The organism is Paenibacillus amylolyticus (assembly GCF_036894225.1).
Lineage (GTDB): Bacteria > Bacillota > Bacilli > Paenibacillales > Paenibacillaceae > Paenibacillus > Paenibacillus amylolyticus.
Genome location: NZ_CP145892.1, coordinates 5463212 through 5478238, shown reverse-complemented (window position 1 = coordinate 5478238; position 15027 = coordinate 5463212). Strand labels below are relative to the sequence as shown.

17 protein-coding genes and 1 pseudogene are annotated in these 15027 nt (G+C 47.1%); 16 read left to right on the top strand and 2 right to left on the bottom strand.

Annotated elements, in window-relative coordinates:
* The first annotated feature begins 159 nt into the window (after nucleotides 1-159).
* Both V6668_RS24280 and V6668_RS24275 read left to right on the top strand, forming a co-directional pair.
* Nucleotides 160-635, top strand: a pseudogene (locus V6668_RS24280) (DUF2975 domain-containing protein).
* A 9-nt stretch (nucleotides 636-644) separates the two neighbouring features.
* The gene (locus V6668_RS24275) at nucleotides 645-878 is read left to right on the top strand and encodes a helix-turn-helix domain-containing protein (RefSeq protein ID WP_036605834.1); all 234 of its coding nucleotides are present in this window, start codon (nucleotides 645-647) and stop codon (nucleotides 876-878) included.
* Nucleotides 879-958: 80 nt separating this feature from the next.
* Here the strand turns inward: V6668_RS24275 and V6668_RS24270 are convergent, their stop codons facing one another.
* Nucleotides 959-1816 (bottom strand): helix-turn-helix domain-containing protein, encoded by an 858-nt coding sequence (locus V6668_RS24270; protein WP_036673445.1) that lies wholly within the window; start codon nucleotides 1814-1816, stop codon nucleotides 959-961.
* A 175-nt stretch (nucleotides 1817-1991) separates the two neighbouring features.
* Here V6668_RS24270 and V6668_RS24265 point away from each other — a divergent pair, with 175 nt between their 5' ends.
* Nucleotides 1992-4064 carry a beta-galactosidase gene (locus V6668_RS24265; protein WP_338706939.1) on the top strand — a complete coding sequence of 691 codons (2073 nt, stop codon included), beginning with the start codon at nucleotides 1992-1994 and terminating at the stop codon, nucleotides 4062-4064.
* A gap of 144 nt (nucleotides 4065-4208) precedes the next feature.
* Here the strand turns inward: V6668_RS24265 and V6668_RS24260 are convergent, their stop codons facing one another.
* Entirely contained in the window at nucleotides 4209-5252 is a 1044-nt protein-coding gene (locus tag V6668_RS24260) for a substrate-binding domain-containing protein (RefSeq protein ID WP_076253278.1), read from the bottom strand.
* A 237-nt stretch (nucleotides 5253-5489) separates the two neighbouring features.
* Between V6668_RS24260 and modA the strand changes: the two genes are divergently transcribed.
* From modA to V6668_RS24195, 13 genes are all read left to right on the top strand, one after another.
* Nucleotides 5490-6362 carry a molybdate ABC transporter substrate-binding protein gene (gene modA / locus V6668_RS24255; RefSeq protein ID WP_338706938.1) on the top strand — a complete coding sequence of 291 codons (873 nt, stop codon included), beginning with the start codon at nucleotides 5490-5492 and terminating at the stop codon, nucleotides 6360-6362.
* A complete protein-coding gene (modB, locus tag V6668_RS24250; protein ID WP_083669918.1) occupies nucleotides 6359-7045 on the top strand; it encodes a molybdate ABC transporter permease subunit in 687 nt (228 codons plus the stop codon). Before modA ends, modB begins: the two co-directional genes overlap by 4 nt.
* 273 nt (nucleotides 7046-7318) lie before the next feature.
* Nucleotides 7319-7651 (top strand): hypothetical protein, encoded by a 333-nt coding sequence (locus V6668_RS24245; RefSeq protein ID WP_017692504.1) that lies wholly within the window; start codon nucleotides 7319-7321, stop codon nucleotides 7649-7651.
* A gap of 315 nt (nucleotides 7652-7966) precedes the next feature.
* Entirely contained in the window at nucleotides 7967-8788 is an 822-nt protein-coding gene (locus V6668_RS24240) for a transporter substrate-binding domain-containing protein (protein ID WP_036605942.1), read from the top strand.
* 23 nt (nucleotides 8789-8811) lie between these two features.
* Nucleotides 8812-9555 carry an amino acid ABC transporter permease gene (locus tag V6668_RS24235; RefSeq protein ID WP_036673451.1) on the top strand — a complete coding sequence of 248 codons (744 nt, stop codon included), beginning with the start codon at nucleotides 8812-8814 and terminating at the stop codon, nucleotides 9553-9555.
* A 4-nt stretch (nucleotides 9556-9559) separates the two neighbouring features.
* Nucleotides 9560-10270 (top strand): amino acid ABC transporter permease, encoded by a 711-nt coding sequence (locus V6668_RS24230; RefSeq protein ID WP_036673453.1) that lies wholly within the window; start codon nucleotides 9560-9562, stop codon nucleotides 10268-10270.
* On the top strand, nucleotides 10267-11019 hold the full coding sequence (locus V6668_RS24225) for an amino acid ABC transporter ATP-binding protein (RefSeq protein ID WP_017692508.1): 753 nt from the start codon (nucleotides 10267-10269) through the stop codon (nucleotides 11017-11019). Before V6668_RS24230 ends, V6668_RS24225 begins: the two co-directional genes overlap by 4 nt.
* Before the next feature lie 121 nt (nucleotides 11020-11140).
* Nucleotides 11141-11428, top strand: a complete 288-nt coding sequence (locus V6668_RS24220; protein ID WP_017692509.1) for a hypothetical protein — start codon at nucleotides 11141-11143, stop codon at nucleotides 11426-11428.
* A gap of 23 nt (nucleotides 11429-11451) precedes the next feature.
* Complete coding sequence (locus V6668_RS24215; protein WP_017692510.1) at nucleotides 11452-11793, top strand: hypothetical protein; 342 nt, start codon at nucleotides 11452-11454, stop codon at nucleotides 11791-11793.
* Nucleotides 11790-12089 carry a hypothetical protein gene (locus V6668_RS24210; protein ID WP_017692511.1) on the top strand — a complete coding sequence of 100 codons (300 nt, stop codon included), beginning with the start codon at nucleotides 11790-11792 and terminating at the stop codon, nucleotides 12087-12089. The genes V6668_RS24215 and V6668_RS24210 overlap by 4 nt, the downstream gene beginning before the upstream one ends.
* A gap of 1 nt (nucleotide 12090) precedes the next feature.
* Entirely contained in the window at nucleotides 12091-12432 is a 342-nt protein-coding gene (locus tag V6668_RS24205; protein WP_051446920.1) for a hypothetical protein, read from the top strand.
* A 250-nt stretch (nucleotides 12433-12682) separates the two neighbouring features.
* A complete protein-coding gene (locus tag V6668_RS24200) occupies nucleotides 12683-13777 on the top strand; it encodes a CgeB family protein (protein ID WP_083669917.1) in 1095 nt (364 codons plus the stop codon).
* 60 nt (nucleotides 13778-13837) lie between these two features.
* Nucleotides 13838-14977 carry a CgeB family protein gene (locus tag V6668_RS24195; protein ID WP_076319759.1) on the top strand — a complete coding sequence of 380 codons (1140 nt, stop codon included), beginning with the start codon at nucleotides 13838-13840 and terminating at the stop codon, nucleotides 14975-14977.
* Nucleotides 14978-15027 lie beyond the last annotated feature (50 nt).

Sequence of the window (15027 nt, the reverse complement as noted above, 5' to 3'; positions counted from 1 at the left end):
TGTCCAAAAATCATTGAAGCAAAGAGGGGGGCGATCTTTTGGTCTCTCTTCCTTAATGTGCAAAAGAATAAATAAAATCTGTTTTGCAATAAAAATTTATTGTAAAACGATAAATACTATGATAAATTCATATCACTTAAAACAAGTGAGGTGCTTTTTGTGAAGCGAGGTACAACCATCTTTTTAAAATTGGCTGTGTTGCTTATTGGTGTTCCCATTCTTGCCTTATGTATATTCGGCATACCTTGGTTAGCGAACAACCCGGTGAATCCGAATTATGCAGGTGCGCTATACCCCATAGTGATTATTATGTATGTGTCCGTTATTCCGTTTATTGTTGCACTGTACCAGGCATTCCGTCTGCTGAGCTACATCGACAAAAATGAAGCGTTCTCTCTAATGTCAGTGAAATCCTTAAAACAATAAAATATTGTGCTATTGTAATCAGTAGTTTCTATTTTGTGATGTTGCCATTTGTTTATGTTGTAGCAGAGAAAGATGATGCCCCAGGCCTCATTCTTATGGGAATGGTTCCTGTTTTTGCTTCATTGGTCATTGCAGTGTTCTCCGCTGTGCTCCAAAGATTGTTACAGGAAGCGATTGATATCAAATCAGAAAATGACCTAGTGGTCTGAGGTGAATATATGGCCATTATAATTAATATTGATGTGATGTTGGCAAAGAGGAAAATGACGGTTACCGAGCTTGCAGAGAGAGTTGAGATCACAATCGCCAATATTTCCATATTAAAAACAGGAAAAGCAAAAGCGATCCGTTTATCCACTCTGGATGCGATCTGTAAAGCACTGGATTGTCAGCCTGGAGATATATTGGAATATAAGGCTGATGAGGACGAAGATACAAATGAACTTATATAAAAAATGAACGAAAAAGACTCTGCATGTTATATGCAGAGTCTTTTTTTGCATCAGCTTGTTCAAGGAATACGTCCCGTGCCCTATAACGAATGATTGTGCATCATTCGAAATTGCATAGGCGTTACGTTTTCTTGGGTTTTAAAACATCGGATGAAGTAGCTTGATTGAGAGAACCCTGTTTCCAGCGTAATTTGTTTAATGGAAAGATTGGTTGTTGCGAGCAGCTGTTTCGCATGTAGTAGCCTGGATTCCATCAGGAATTCAGGGAAGGAGATTCCAAACGTCTGACTGAACTTGCGGCTAAAGTATGTTGTACTGTATCCGGCAATCCCGGCAGCGTGGTCTAGTGTAATGTGCTCGTTACTATGGGAACGAATATAATTCCCTGCTTCACGAATTCGCTCGGAAGTGTGATTTAAAGAAACATTGATTTGACTCGCTGCGGATTGCAATCGGGTCAGAAGTTCATATAGAGTAGCTGCCACACTGTGCTCATCCTCCACCTGATAGCCTCTTCCGAGCTCCAGCAATCGATCCATGAGCGCGGTAACCACCGGAAAGTTGGAACATTGAAACAGCCAGGGCTCGTCAACGCCTTTTCCATTTAACAGTTCTTCGAGACGAATACCGTAGAAGTGAATCCAACGAATACTCCAAGGGTCATCCAAATCTGAATAGTAGGTTTGTCTGAGACCGGGACCGTAGAGGAATCCCTGCCCTCGTGTTAGCTCATAACGAGTGGTTCCCGTGTCCAGGAATCCTTTACCTTCAAGTACAAGGTGCAAATTATAGCAATGATCCAAGTTGATATCTTTCGTTCGATATTCCCGATTCACATAATGTTTCGGAAAGTCACTGTACCCTCCAATAAAATCGGGAAAGCATACATGTCTGGGGAAAACCGGCTTGGGGAGAAAGATGTGTTCTTTCACGTGCATCCTCCATTTAAACGCAATATTTTTATGTAGTGAACTGAAATAGATTCAGCCTACTGTCATTTGAATCTTGGACAATGACAATATTTTATTATAAGTCGCATAATCTTGTCATTTATTATATGTGAAGGTTCCAATAGAATGGAGGCAATATGGCAGGTTAAGGGGGCAATTAAAGGTGGCAAAATCAATCCAAATGGATGAATTAAAAATGGGGGTCTGTTATTACCCTGAGCACTGGTCGGAAGCGTTGTGGGAGGACGATTTCCGTAGAATGAAAGAGATGAATATCACAGTTATTCGGATGGCTGAATTTGCATGGTCCATCTTTGAACCGGAAGAAGACCAGTTCGATTTTAGTTTTTTCCAGAAGGCACTGGATCTGGCGCATCAATACGGATTAAGTGTTATTTTGGGAACACCTACTGCAACTCCACCAGCGTGGTTAACATCCAAATATCCTGAAGTATTAAACGCAAATAAGGACGGGGTGTTGTATCAACACGGCATGCGGCGTCATACCAACTACAGCAGCCCAATCTTCAGACAGCAATGTGAAAAAATCGTGCGCAATATGGTGATTGCCTATAAAGATCATCCGGCTCTTATTGGATGGCAGATCGATAATGAATTCAATTGTCATATGGATGTTTTCTATGCTGAGGCGGACCATGTCGCCTTCCGTGAATGGTTAAAGGATCGTTATGAATCGTTAGAGAATCTGAACCAAGCATGGGGAACCGTTTTCTGGAGTCAGACCTATACTGACTGGGAGCAAGTTCACCTTACCCGAAATATGGTCAGTTCATCGCCCAATCCTCACCTGGCACTAGATGAAAAGAGATTCATCTCCGCCAATACCATTTCATTTGCCAAGCTTCAGGTGGACATCATTCGGGAACTGGATCCGAAACATTGGATCACAACAAATGGTACGTTTGGACATTTGGATAATCATGAAATGACAGAAGACCTGTTGGATTTCTTCTCCTATGATTCGTATCCGCAGTTTGCCACGATCTTCCCAGGGACAGACGATAACTCATTACAAGATCGGGCCTGGAGCATGAAACTGTCGAACGTACGTAACATGTCACCGAACTTCTGCGTCATGGAACAACAGTCTGGGCCAGGAGGCTGGGTCGACAGTATAGGCATGGGTACGCCAAGACCGGGACAGATCCGATTATGGTCGTATCAATCTGTTCTTCACGGAACAGATCTACTCGTCTACTTCCGCTGGCGGACGGCAACATTTGGCACGGAGATGTACTGGCATGGCATCAATGATTACCATAATCAACCCAACAGAAGAGTACGCGAGGTTGCACAAGTAGGGGAAGAGTTTGCCAAGATCGGGCGTGTTATTGCGGGCACTACATATCAAGCCGATTTTGCGATCCTACAGGATTACGATAACATCTGGGATGGAGAGTTGGATGAGTGGCACGGCCCGCTTCAGCAACAGAGTGTACGCTCCTGGTATAAACAGCTCCAGTATCGTCATATTCCGACGGACATGGTTACACTGCAACCAACGACAACACTGGAAGAGTTATCCGATTATAAGGTGATCATCTATGCTCATCCGGCCATCATGACAGACGAGACAGCAGAACTTCTGCAAGCCTATGTCAGTCAAGGAGGCACTCTGTTTTTCGGTGCGCGCACTGGATATAAGGATCTCAGGGGGCATTGTTATATGAGACCGTTCCCTGGGGCTGTCGCTGAGTTGTGTGGTGTAACCGTAGAGGACTTTACCTTAATCAAAGGAACCATTCCAGCAGCCAAACTGCAATGGAATGGGGCGAGTGAGCGACTTCAGGAGGGAACGCCAACGGCCGGGTTTAACGAAGTTCTTCATGTGGAGCATGCTGACGTGCAGGTCATGGCTGAGTATACATCTGAATATTATGCAGGTAGTCCTGCATTGACCAAACGTACGGTAGGTCAGGGGCAAGTATGGTATTATGGAGCGGCTTACAATGAACCGGTCGTAGATGCTCTCCTGGATGAAATAGAGCTATCTTCACCTGTGGGTGACCTGGTAGAGGTACCGTCCGAAGTTGAGCTTGGTATCCGTTCCGGTAAGGATAAAGCTTATGTATTTTTACTCAACTACTCGGATCAACAAGTACCCATTAAGCTTAAGAAGCAAGTAAAAGAGTTACTGTCAGGTACAACACTTCAGAATGAGATCAACATGCCCGCGTATGGTGTGTTCATTTTTGAGATCGATTTGCCACATTAAGCAATCCATTCATCCATATCATGCGTTATATATAGAAAGAAACACCAAAAGCGCCTTGCAGCCATTGCAAGGCGTTTTGTATATGCATGATGTAATGTGTAATACACGTTGAGCATGGGCTGTTATTGTCTACATTTGGTATACCTATGCTTCGTACAAAATCTCACCTGTCCGGGATACATCATATCCCTCGAATGATTGCAGTTCCTGCCTGAACTCCGGCGATTGGAGAATTCGCAGTACAGATTCTGTCCAAGCTTCATTACCTTGCTTCCTCAGCATGACCAGATCATAACGTTCCTGAATGAGCGGGATAAAATCAACCTGTCCCACAAGTCGCGCAGCCTTCTCAATGCCAACTCCGACATCAGCTTCTCCTGAACTGACTTTGGCCGCCACACCCATGTGGCTGGTTTCTTCGGTTTCATATCCGATCAGACCTGCTGCAGGAATTCCATGCAGTCGAAGTTGCTCATCCAGCAATACTCTCGCGCCAGAACCTATCTCCCGATTAGCTAGTCTCAGTTCAGGCTTGCTCAGATCGGTCCAATTCTGCAAGTTCTGTGGATTGCCACGCTGTACATATAGTCCGGCAGGACGTGACAGCAGGTTCACCACCACATAAGATCGTCCTGTCAGAATTTTGCGAATATACGGCAGATTATACTCACCGGTATCTCCGTCGAGCAGATGGGTGCTGACCAGATCGGACTCACCGCGATACATCGAGATAAGCCCATCCAGACTACCCATGAACGAACGTAGCGGACGAATGTCCCGAGTTTGTTTTTCCATATGGCGCATTAGAATATCCAGACTGACATCCTGACCTGTTATGACCAGATGCCGTGGTACAGCAGTCATTGCATGAGCAGAACTCGCTGGAGTAATCGCATGCGCAGACCCAACGGGTGTAGTCGATTGTAAGGAAGTTCCCTGAAAATCACCCGGACTTGGCTGAGTCCCTGATTCCGAGGTCTGATGAGGAGTCGGGATACGCTGACCTGAGGACTGAAGTTGCTTGGAGCGACGTTTATATGCCTCCAGATCGGTTGCATCAATTCGCATTTGTTTACCCACACGGTATGCGACGAGGTCTCCTTTTTTGATTAGGTCATAGACCGTCAGTTTCGATATTTTGAGCAGCTTGGATATTTCTTCGGTTGTGTAGGATTGCTCCTCCGTCATAAGTGAAGATCCTCCTTCAAAGGTATAGAGCAATTATGGTTTTATTATGAATGTTTCTTGTACTATATCATTAATTGAGGGATGCCATAAACCTGAGAACACGCAATAAACGCATAGGACAGATAACAAAAATCAAATGTGATCTTAATCACCTTCCCATTTTTTTTGTCTTGTGTATAATTAGATATAATCAATTATAACTAGTTATATCTAAAGATAACGTTGGGGGAGAAATGAATGAGAAAGAGAATCGGATATGTGTTGGGAAGTATGTCACTGGGACTGGCTCTTGTATTGGCTGGTTGCGGCGCAAACACGGGCACTACGGATACATCCACGGGTGCAGAACAAACGACCTCAACGCCAGCGGCATCAGGTGAAAGTTCATCAGCAGGAAATACCGATCCGCAGGAAACGGTAGATCTGACAATCTCTGCGGCGGCCAGTCTGACCGATGCAATGAAAGAGATTGAAACCAATTATGAGCTAGCTAATCCTTATATAGAACTTAATTTTAACTTTGGCGCCTCGGGTGCCTTGCAACAGCAGATTGAACAGGGTGCCCCGGCTGATATCTTTGTATCGGCGGCAACAAAAAATATGAATGCGCTAGTGGATGAAAACCTGATTGCATCGGGCGATCAGAAGAATCTGCTACAGAATTCACTGGTGGCCATAGTGCCAGCAGATGGGACCCACACAGTAACCAGTGAAACGGATCTCACCAGCGACTCCATCAAGACGGTAGCCATTGGGATTCCGGAAAGTGTTCCTGCGGGAACCTATGCCAAGGAAGCTCTGACCAATGCCAAGCTGTGGGATGAACTGGAAAGTAAACTTGTGCAGGGGAAAGACGTTAGACAGGTTCTTCAATATGTAGAGACGGGTAATGCAGATGCAGGATTTGTATATAAAACGGATGCTCTTACTTCGGATCAGGTGAAAATTGCGTTTGAGGTGGACAAGAACAGCTACACACCAGCCAACTATCCAATAGGCATTATTGAAGGAACCAAACACCGTACAGAGGCCGAACAATTTTATGCGTATTTACAAACCCCTGAAGTGCTCGATATCTTCGCGAAATACGGATTCACAATTCCGGAATGAATGTGAACGCCATAGACTGGTCCGTATTCTGGTCACCGGTGCGCCTATCGCTTCAGGTAGCGTTATTATCCAGCGTAGTGGCCACTGTGCTCGGAATTGCGATAGCCTGGAAGATGTCACGTTCTTCATTTCGGGGAAAAATTCTGCTGGAAACGGCATTTATGCTGCCGCTAGTCCTTCCTCCGACGGTGGTTGGATTTCTGTTACTTGTCATATTGGGGCGTAAAAGTCTGTTTGGACAATGGATTGAAGCCATATTCTCCGCACCGGTTATTTTCACCTGGTGGGCTGCGGTGATTGCTTCGGTGGTGGTTGCTTTTCCACTGGTGTATCAGACGATGAAATCGGGATTCAGTGGTGTGGATCGTGATCTGGAGGATGCGGGTCGTTCGATTGGGGCGAATGAGTGGCAGGTCTTTCGTTACATTTCCTTGCCGCTCGCAGGCAGAGCATTGATGACCGCCTTCATCCTGGGCTTTGCCCGGGCACTCGGCGAATTCGGTGCGACACTGATGATTGCAGGCAATATTCCGGGCAAAACACAAACGGTACCCACGGCAATCTATGTCGCTGTGGATTCGGGCAATCAGACCATGGCCTGGGCATGGACTGTTTCCATTATTATCATCTCGTTTCTCATGTTACTGATGACCAGACAGCAGCGAGATGGAAAAAATGACTAATTTGATATGTGTTAATATTATATATAAAATGATGAAAAATCCGTTTTGAGGAAAGAACTTTTTTCCTTAACGCGGATTTTTATTACCAATTTCATATGTACCAATATCAATATCCTGCCAAATTGGTCTTAATGGAAATGTAAAGCTGTTTTAACATAAAAAAATAAAAATTTTCCCGAAATTTAATCGTTCAGTACTCGCTTTCAGTGGGCTTGTTCCTGTAAGATAGAAGTAATGGATTCCAGCCAAGTACTGAAATAAGGAGAGACGACGATGAACACTAAATCTGATTGCGGCGTTTCGTTGCAAATTGATGACTATCTGGATCTTTTGCATTTTGCCATCCAAATTCAGGATCAGGAATGGCAACAATCCCTTATCCGCCAACTCAAAATATTTCAGACGGCGACGGAGCAGCAACGCACACCTGAAGAGGAACTATGGACACGGTTTGATTACATCAACAGCAAACTGACAGGTCTGTGCCACCAGATTCATGCCGCTCATTCCATGGACGAACGCAAGAAGTTCGAGGAACGGATCGGTCTCTTACAATTACAGCGAGTGGAAGTTGCACGTAAAATTAAATGGGCGAGTCGCAGATAGATGAGTAGTGTACACACCAAGTGATGCACCGCCAAAATGGTATAATCAATGAGAGTCATACAAGAAGAAGCCATCCGCCAATCGATATGGGGGATGGCTTTTTCTTATACTATAGAGAAATCCTATAACCATATCAGGATGTCCTATTAGTTTAGTTATTGCCCTAAGATGACTTGTAATGATATTCTTTGTTCAACCTAATTCCGACTATACAAGTAAGAATGGTTTGTTAATAGGAAGAGGAATGGGAGTACACATCATATTTGCTGTGATAACAGCCTGTGGAGGAGATTGGGAATGGTTAAAAAACGGGGGATTCAAAAATTCCGGACAGCACTGCTGTTCATTACAATGCTGGCGGTACTGGCTGGATGCAGCACAGGAACTGCAAGTAATGATTCAGAATCTGCTTTGGCAGCAGGCGACACCAAAGTGAAAAAGATCATTGTAGGAACAGGTACACAGTTCCCAAATGTCTGCTTCATTGATGAGAATGGCAAGTTAACAGGTTATGATGTGGAACTGATCCGGGAGATCGACAAACGTTTGCCTGAGTATGAATTCGAATTCAGCACGATGGATTTCAAAAACCTGCTGCTGAGTCTGGAAACAAAAAAAATTGACCTGATCGCTCACCAGATGGAAGTGAATGATGAGAGACAGGCCAAGTTCCTGTTTAATGATGAAGCCTATAATATTTTTCCAAATAAAATTGTCGTAAGTCAGAAAAATGAGGAAGTAAAATCGATTGAGGATCTCAAAGGGAAAAAACTGATTGTTGGTGCCACAAGTAATGCGGCTGTACTCGCTGAGAAATGGAATGCAGCGAACGGCAACGGGATTGATATCGTTTATTCCGGAGCGGGTGAGGATACCATTACTCAGATTAAAACAGGCCGGGTGGATGCCACCATCAGCACGCAGTTTGCCATTGATTATCAGAATAAGGCGGTTGATGCTCAGTTGAAAACGGTAGGAGATGCCCTCTCCAACTCCAAAGTGTACTTTATTCTGAACAAAGATGAGCAGGAGCTCAAAACCAAAGTGGACGAAGCGCTCAAAGCGATCAAAGAAGATGGAACGTTAGGCAAACTGAGCACTGAGTGGCTTGGAGCTGACTATACGGTTGAAGAGTAGTCTGAGAAAGGTGTGCAGCGGTAATGGGAAAATCATTTGATCTGTCATTGGTTCTGGATTTCATCCCGGAACTGCTACGATATTTGCATATAACACTGATTGTACTGGGTGGTTCCATCGTGCTCGGACTGGTGGGCGGCGTGCTTCTGGCCGTTCCCCGGCTATATCGGATTCCGGTACTAAGCCAGTTGGCTACCCTGTACGTCTCATTCATGCGGGGCACACCGATCCTGATCAAATTGTTCCTGGTGTATTACGGACTTCCAGAGTTGCTCAAACCCATTGGCATCGACCTGTCGAGAACCGACCCGTTGTTATTTGTCATAGTGACCTATGCGCTTAGTGACGCGGCATCCTTTGCCGAGATCTTTCGCGGAGCGGTGCGCAGTGTGGATAAAGGTCAGACGGAAGCAGCCTATGCTGCGGGTATGACCACATTCCAGTCTTTTCGGCGGATTGTTGTTCCGCAGGCACTGATTGTTGCTTTTCCGAACATGGCTAACACGTTAATCGGTTCATTAAAGGATACGTCTTTGGCCTTCTCCATTGGAGTTATGGATATGGTGGGCAGAGGGCAGACGTTAATTTCGGCTACATCGCATGCACTTGAAGTGTATATCAGTCTGTCTGTGGTCTATTATGTCATTGTTATTGTGCTTGAAAAAGGATTTGCCTTTGCAGAACGCAGACTCCAGCGTCATGAACGCAAGAGAGTTGTACACAAACCGGCAATTCGAGCCAAACGCCTGAAACGAATAGCGGGGTGAGCATATGTCGATTGATCTCCAGTTTATCTATACATCTTTTTTTCAAATCCTGAAGGCATTGCCACTGACACTTGTCATTACGATTGTTCCGTTGATTGCAGGCTTCGGAATCGGTCTGGCTACGGCTCTGATCCGTATTTATCGCGTGCGGTGGATTCACCGCATTGCTGACTTCTACGTTTCGTTCCTGCGTGGAACACCGATGCTGATGCATCTATTCCTCATCTATTACGGCATTCCGATGATTATCGATAAGCTGGCGGAACGTTACGGTTGGGCTTTCCAATCCTCGTCGATTCCAATTCTCGTATTTGTACTGATTGCTTTCTCGCTCACAGCGGGCGCCTATATGTCCGAGATTATCCGTTCAGGCATTCTTGCTGTGGATATCGGCCAGATGGAGGCGGCTCACGCTGTAGGCATGAGCACATTCCAGGCTTTAAGACGTATCATCATCCCTCAAGCGATTGGGGCTGTATTGCCTAACCTGTGCAGTATGTTTGTTGGGTTCCTGCATGGATCAACACTCGCTTTTACCGTGTCTCAGATGGATATACTTGGTAAAGCGGATGTGGTGGCATCCGTCAGTCTGAAGTTTCTGGAGGCCTTTATCGCCGCAGCGTTCATCTATTGGGGGCTGACCATCATTGCCGAGCGGATCACTGCTCTGCTTGAGCGTCGGGTTGCCGTGTACAGCAAAGGAGGCGTGTCATGATTACACTAACCAACATACACAAAACTTTTGGCAAGCAGGAAGTATTGAAGGGAATTGATCTGACCGTGGAACAGGGCGATGTCGTAGCGATCCTTGGACCGAGCGGATCAGGTAAAACAACGCTGCTGCGCTGCGTCAATTTTCTGGAACGTGCCGATGAGGGCGAGGTTCAGATCAGTGGATTAACCGTCGATTGCAAGCATGCACGCAAACATGACATTGTGCAGTTGAGACGAAAAACGGCGATGGTGTTCCAGCATTATAATCTGTTCAAACACAAGACGGTGCTGGATAACGTAACGGAAGGTTTAATTATTGCCCAGAAAATGTCCAAAGCCGATGCCCGTACACGTGCCTTGCGCGTGCTTGAACAAGTCGGACTGTCTGCCAAAATCAATGAGTATCCAAGTATGTTGTCAGGTGGACAACAGCAACGGGTGGGCATCGCCAGAGCATTGGCACTGAATCCCGAAGTGATTTTGTTTGATGAACCGACCTCGGCGCTGGACCCCGAGCTTGTGGGAGAAGTGTTGTCTGTCATCCGCTCCATTGCTCAAGAAGGGATTACCATGATTGTAGTCACCCATGAAATGGGGTTTGCCCGTGAGGTGGCAAATCGGGTTGTTTTCATGGATGGAGGTTCCGTTGTGGAGGAAGGAACCCCGGAGGAGGTGTTTGTACGTCCCAAGCAGGAACGTACTCGCCAATTCCTCAGTCGATATTCTTCCGACTGGAGTTATGTCATCTGACGATATAGGCGCAAGCTGTAGTAACTGACGATCCCGGCCCGGCATATGCTGTAACAGGCAAATGCTGATAGGCCGGGTTTTTCTATGGGTGAAGCAGGCCGTGACGGTAAGGAGGAGGACCATGCAGAGCAAAATCGATGAAATCATCACACATATTGCACACTCTCACCAGCAGATCGCACGTGTGCTGGATGCTAAACGCCAAGTCGCTGTACGCATGTCTGAAATCATCAATCATTTGCCAGATATCGAACCGGAGTTGGATGGCGTTGACGGTCTGCTGGATAGCTCTGGGCAAATCAACAAAAGCATTATCTCTTACTTGGGGGGCCTTGCAGATCTGGAAGAGGCTGTAGCCGAAACGCTGACCCAAGTCATGCGGGAGATCGCGGTTCAAGAGGAAGAATAAGCCCGGAAGGCGGGTGAAGGAACATGAGTAGAGAACAGAGCCTCATTCTGATGCTGGACGCAGCAGCCAAAATGCAGTGGAATATTGCCCTGATCCTGGAGGCAAAAGCGATTGAGGCCGAGAAGGTACGGAACTGGACGCTGAATCATTTGAATGGGGATACCTTTCTGACGCATGGGGATCAGGTAGGAGAGCCGCTCAAAATGCATGATCAGCTGGTGGAATTGCTGGAAGGATTAACCCGGATGGAGACCGGACTATGCAACAATCTCAAAGCGGTGATGGTGCAGAACGATAGCGAAGATGGCGGCGGTATGGACGGCGGCATGTTTGGCGGCATGGATCTGGGAGACATGGGAAAATGAGTCTGATGCGGCGTGAGCAGGAAGCCAAACTGGCGCTCATTGAATCCATTGCACACAGTCAGCAGGCGCTGGCACGCATTCTGGACAGTGTAGCCAGTGTAACCGCTCATTCGGAAGTATCCGCCCGCAGTCTGGCCGAAAACATTCGTTTGCTGAGTCGCTATCAGGCAGAAATGTCTCGTATGGTTACGGGAATCAGGCTGGCCCGAATCCAGCATGGGGAGCCTGGCTTGCCGTGGCTCAAAGACCCCGGGTGTGCAATTCGTATCGTTCGGGACATACAGGAGGAATGTTGACATGTTAAAGAAAAAGAAAATACGACTGAGAACCAAAAGAGCTTTGTTAATCCGTGGAGCCCGTCTGCGCAAAATTCGCAAACTGCGTGCGCTCAGAGCCAAACGTGTTCTTCACAAACGTCCACTTAAAGGACGCAGTGCGTGGCTCAAAAAAAAGAAACGTGCGGTACGGCGGCACCGGAGTCCAAAGCCCGTACAACCAGTCGTCCCGGCTACCCCTACCGATCCGAACCCGGACGGTGCGTACAGCCAGGGATACAACGAGGCGTACAACGAGGGATTCAACGCGGGTTTCGCCAAGGGATTCGAGGACGGACATCAGCTGGCTTACAAAGCACAGTAACCGATTAGACCGGATTATTCCTGCATGGAATCATACCTGTATACAGTTAGCCCGGGGGGACAGATCCTCCGGGCTATTTGCATCGCCGCAAAAGCGGACATGCCCGTACAGGCGGATGTGGAGGGCATACGCCAATTTTGCGCCTTGCAGGACACCCGTCCATGATGCATCTGACCCCGAGGCATATCCTTTAGAGGGAAGACCAATCTCGGGGAGAGTCTGGAAGTGAGATCTCCTGAAGGAAGACAGGGTGAATAATGTGGCAAAACGAAGGCACCGTCCGCTGACCGAAGCGGAAACGGCTTACCGCGGCGGATATGCAGAAGGCCGCAGATTTGGCGGCTGTCAAGCCATGATGGAGCGGGTGCAGATGTTTGAACCGACCCTGCGGGACATGAAGGTGTTATATATCCCGCAAGGATTCGATGCCATCGATGAAGGTGTCACCTTGGCTCTGCAGCAATCTGTACGTGAATGCGTTGTTGGATCGCCAGCAGCGATGTTGCAGGAAGCCAGTCACCATCGGCCCGATGTTGTGCTCGTTATGAATGGTCTGCATGTATTCCCCGCAGATCATGTAGAGCAGGTGAATGGCATACGTGCACTCGGTATCCGAACTGCCGTGTGGTTTGTGGATGATCCGTATTTCACCGAAGATACAACGTCCCTTTGCCAGCATTATGATGTCGTGTTCACGCATGAAGAGGCCGCCGTACCCTTCTATCTGGGACATGGAGCGAACCAGGTCATCTATATGCCACTCGCGGTGAATCCAGGCATGTTTCAACCGCGGCGCGCCGCACCGCAGCATCAGCACGACATTTGTTTTATCGGTACCGGATTCTGGAACCGGATTGCCTTGTTTGATGAGCTGGCCCCTTTTCTAGCGGACAAAAAGGTATTCATTGCGGGTAGCCAGTGGAATCGGTTGACACGCTATGATGTACTAGGTCGTTTCATCCACGAAGGATGGATTGCTCCTGGAGAGACAGTAGATTATTACAATGGCGCCAAGATTGTCATTAACATTCACCGGACTTGCGAGAATGGGGAAGACAATCGCAATACACATCATCTTAAAGGTCACTCGATTAATCCACGAACGTATGAGATCAGCGCCTGCGGCACAATGCAGATTACGGATGCACGTGCAGATTTACCCCGTTATTATAAGCCGGGATATGACATCGAGACGTTCACCAACGCAGCAGAACTTCAGCGCAAAATCCACTATTATCTGAAGCATGAAGAAGAACGACAGGCGATGGCGTGGCGTGGACTTCTCACCACGATGAACCAGCATACATTCACTCGCCGGATCGGTCAGTTGCTGGAACATTTGTAATCCCCGTCTGAAGTGCAGCACCAACATGAACACTATCCCAAAAAATAAAGGAGTGGCGGTATGTCTCTCAAACACCGTAAAACTAAAAAGATTCATGCACCCGTACTAAGCCTGGCTGATCAAGCACGCAAAAATGGGCAACATGCCGGATATGACGCAGGTAAGGAAGAAGGATATCTGCGCGGTCGCGCCAACTATATTGTGAATTGTGCACAGGAACCGTTGCCTTTCCGACAGCTTCACGTGCTGTATGTATCCTCGGGTAAAGGCTTCCCTTACTCCCCGTTGGATGAGGCCATTATGGCCACGCTACAGGGTATGGTAGCTCAAGTAACCCTCTCTGATCCGCGTCAACCGATTTCTGAAATTGCGCTGCAGACGCGTCCTGATCTTGTGCTTGTGCTGGATGGAATGGATATCCCCATCGAGCATATCGATGCGATTCGCCAAGCGGGCATTCAGACGGCGATCTGGCTCACGGATGACCCGTACTATACAGATATGACGCTGGATATTGTGACACATTTTGACCATGTCTTCACGTTGGAACTGAACTGTATCGATCTATATCGACAAATCGGCTGCGCGTCCGTTCACTACCTCCCTTTTGCCGCATTTACTAATCATTACTTTCCGATTACAACTCCTTCCCCGTTAAAACGGGATGTCAGCTTTATCGGCTCGGCCTACTGGAACCGGGTATACTTCTTCAATCCGATCATGCCTCAGTTGATGTCACACAATACGGTATTTAACGGAATCTGGTGGGACCGTCTGCCTGACTATACTGCCTATGGCGAGAAGATTGAGCTCGGGCGCTGGATGAGTCCGCCGGAGACCAATGATGTGTACAATGGCACCAAAATTGTCATCAACCTGCATCGATCCCACGAAGATGATTCCGTCAATAATAATCACCTCAAAATCGCGCCAGCTTCACCTAACCCGAGAACGTTTGAAATTGCCGCGTCCACGACGCTACAGCTGACCGACGCCCGGGATGACATTGCGCGTTTCTACAAACCGGGTGTGGAGATTGAGACATATTCCTCGCCGCAGGAGTTACTCGACAAAGTGGAATATTATCTTACTCATGAAAAGGAACGCCGTGAGATTGCACTTCGTGGACTTGAACGTACACTGAAAGACCACACGTATGGCAAAAGAATTAATGAAATGTTAACCATCATATTCCCTTAATTCTGGCCGGGAGGAGGTGTGCACAGTACCCTGTATCGGATAATCGTGTA

Bases quoted from the DNA above. Each gene is read 5' to 3' on its own strand.
- V6668_RS24275 (WP_036605834.1), top strand. From the start codon at position 645: ATGGCCATTATAATTAATATTGATGTGATGTTGGCAAAGAGGAAAATG.
- V6668_RS24270 (WP_036673445.1), bottom strand. From the start codon at position 1,816: ATGCACGTGAAAGAACACATCTTTCTCCCCAAGCCGGTTTTCCCCAGA.
- V6668_RS24260 (WP_076253278.1), bottom strand. From the start codon at position 5,252: ATGACGGAGGAGCAATCCTACACAACCGAAGAAATATCCAAGCTGCTC.
- modA (WP_338706938.1), top strand. From the start codon at position 5,490: ATGAGAAAGAGAATCGGATATGTGTTGGGAAGTATGTCACTGGGACTG.
- modB (WP_083669918.1), top strand. From the start codon at position 6,359: ATGAATGTGAACGCCATAGACTGGTCCGTATTCTGGTCACCGGTGCGC.
- V6668_RS24245 (WP_017692504.1), top strand. From the start codon at position 7,319: ATGAACACTAAATCTGATTGCGGCGTTTCGTTGCAAATTGATGACTAT.
- V6668_RS24235 (WP_036673451.1), top strand. From the start codon at position 8,812: ATGGGAAAATCATTTGATCTGTCATTGGTTCTGGATTTCATCCCGGAA.
- V6668_RS24230 (WP_036673453.1), top strand. From the start codon at position 9,560: ATGTCGATTGATCTCCAGTTTATCTATACATCTTTTTTTCAAATCCTG.
- V6668_RS24225 (WP_017692508.1), top strand. From the start codon at position 10,267: ATGATTACACTAACCAACATACACAAAACTTTTGGCAAGCAGGAAGTA.
- V6668_RS24220 (WP_017692509.1), top strand. From the start codon at position 11,141: ATGCAGAGCAAAATCGATGAAATCATCACACATATTGCACACTCTCAC.
- V6668_RS24215 (WP_017692510.1), top strand. From the start codon at position 11,452: ATGAGTAGAGAACAGAGCCTCATTCTGATGCTGGACGCAGCAGCCAAA.
- V6668_RS24210 (WP_017692511.1), top strand. From the start codon at position 11,790: ATGAGTCTGATGCGGCGTGAGCAGGAAGCCAAACTGGCGCTCATTGAA.
- V6668_RS24205 (WP_051446920.1), top strand. From the start codon at position 12,091: ATGTTAAAGAAAAAGAAAATACGACTGAGAACCAAAAGAGCTTTGTTA.
- V6668_RS24195 (WP_076319759.1), top strand. From the start codon at position 13,838: ATGTCTCTCAAACACCGTAAAACTAAAAAGATTCATGCACCCGTACTA.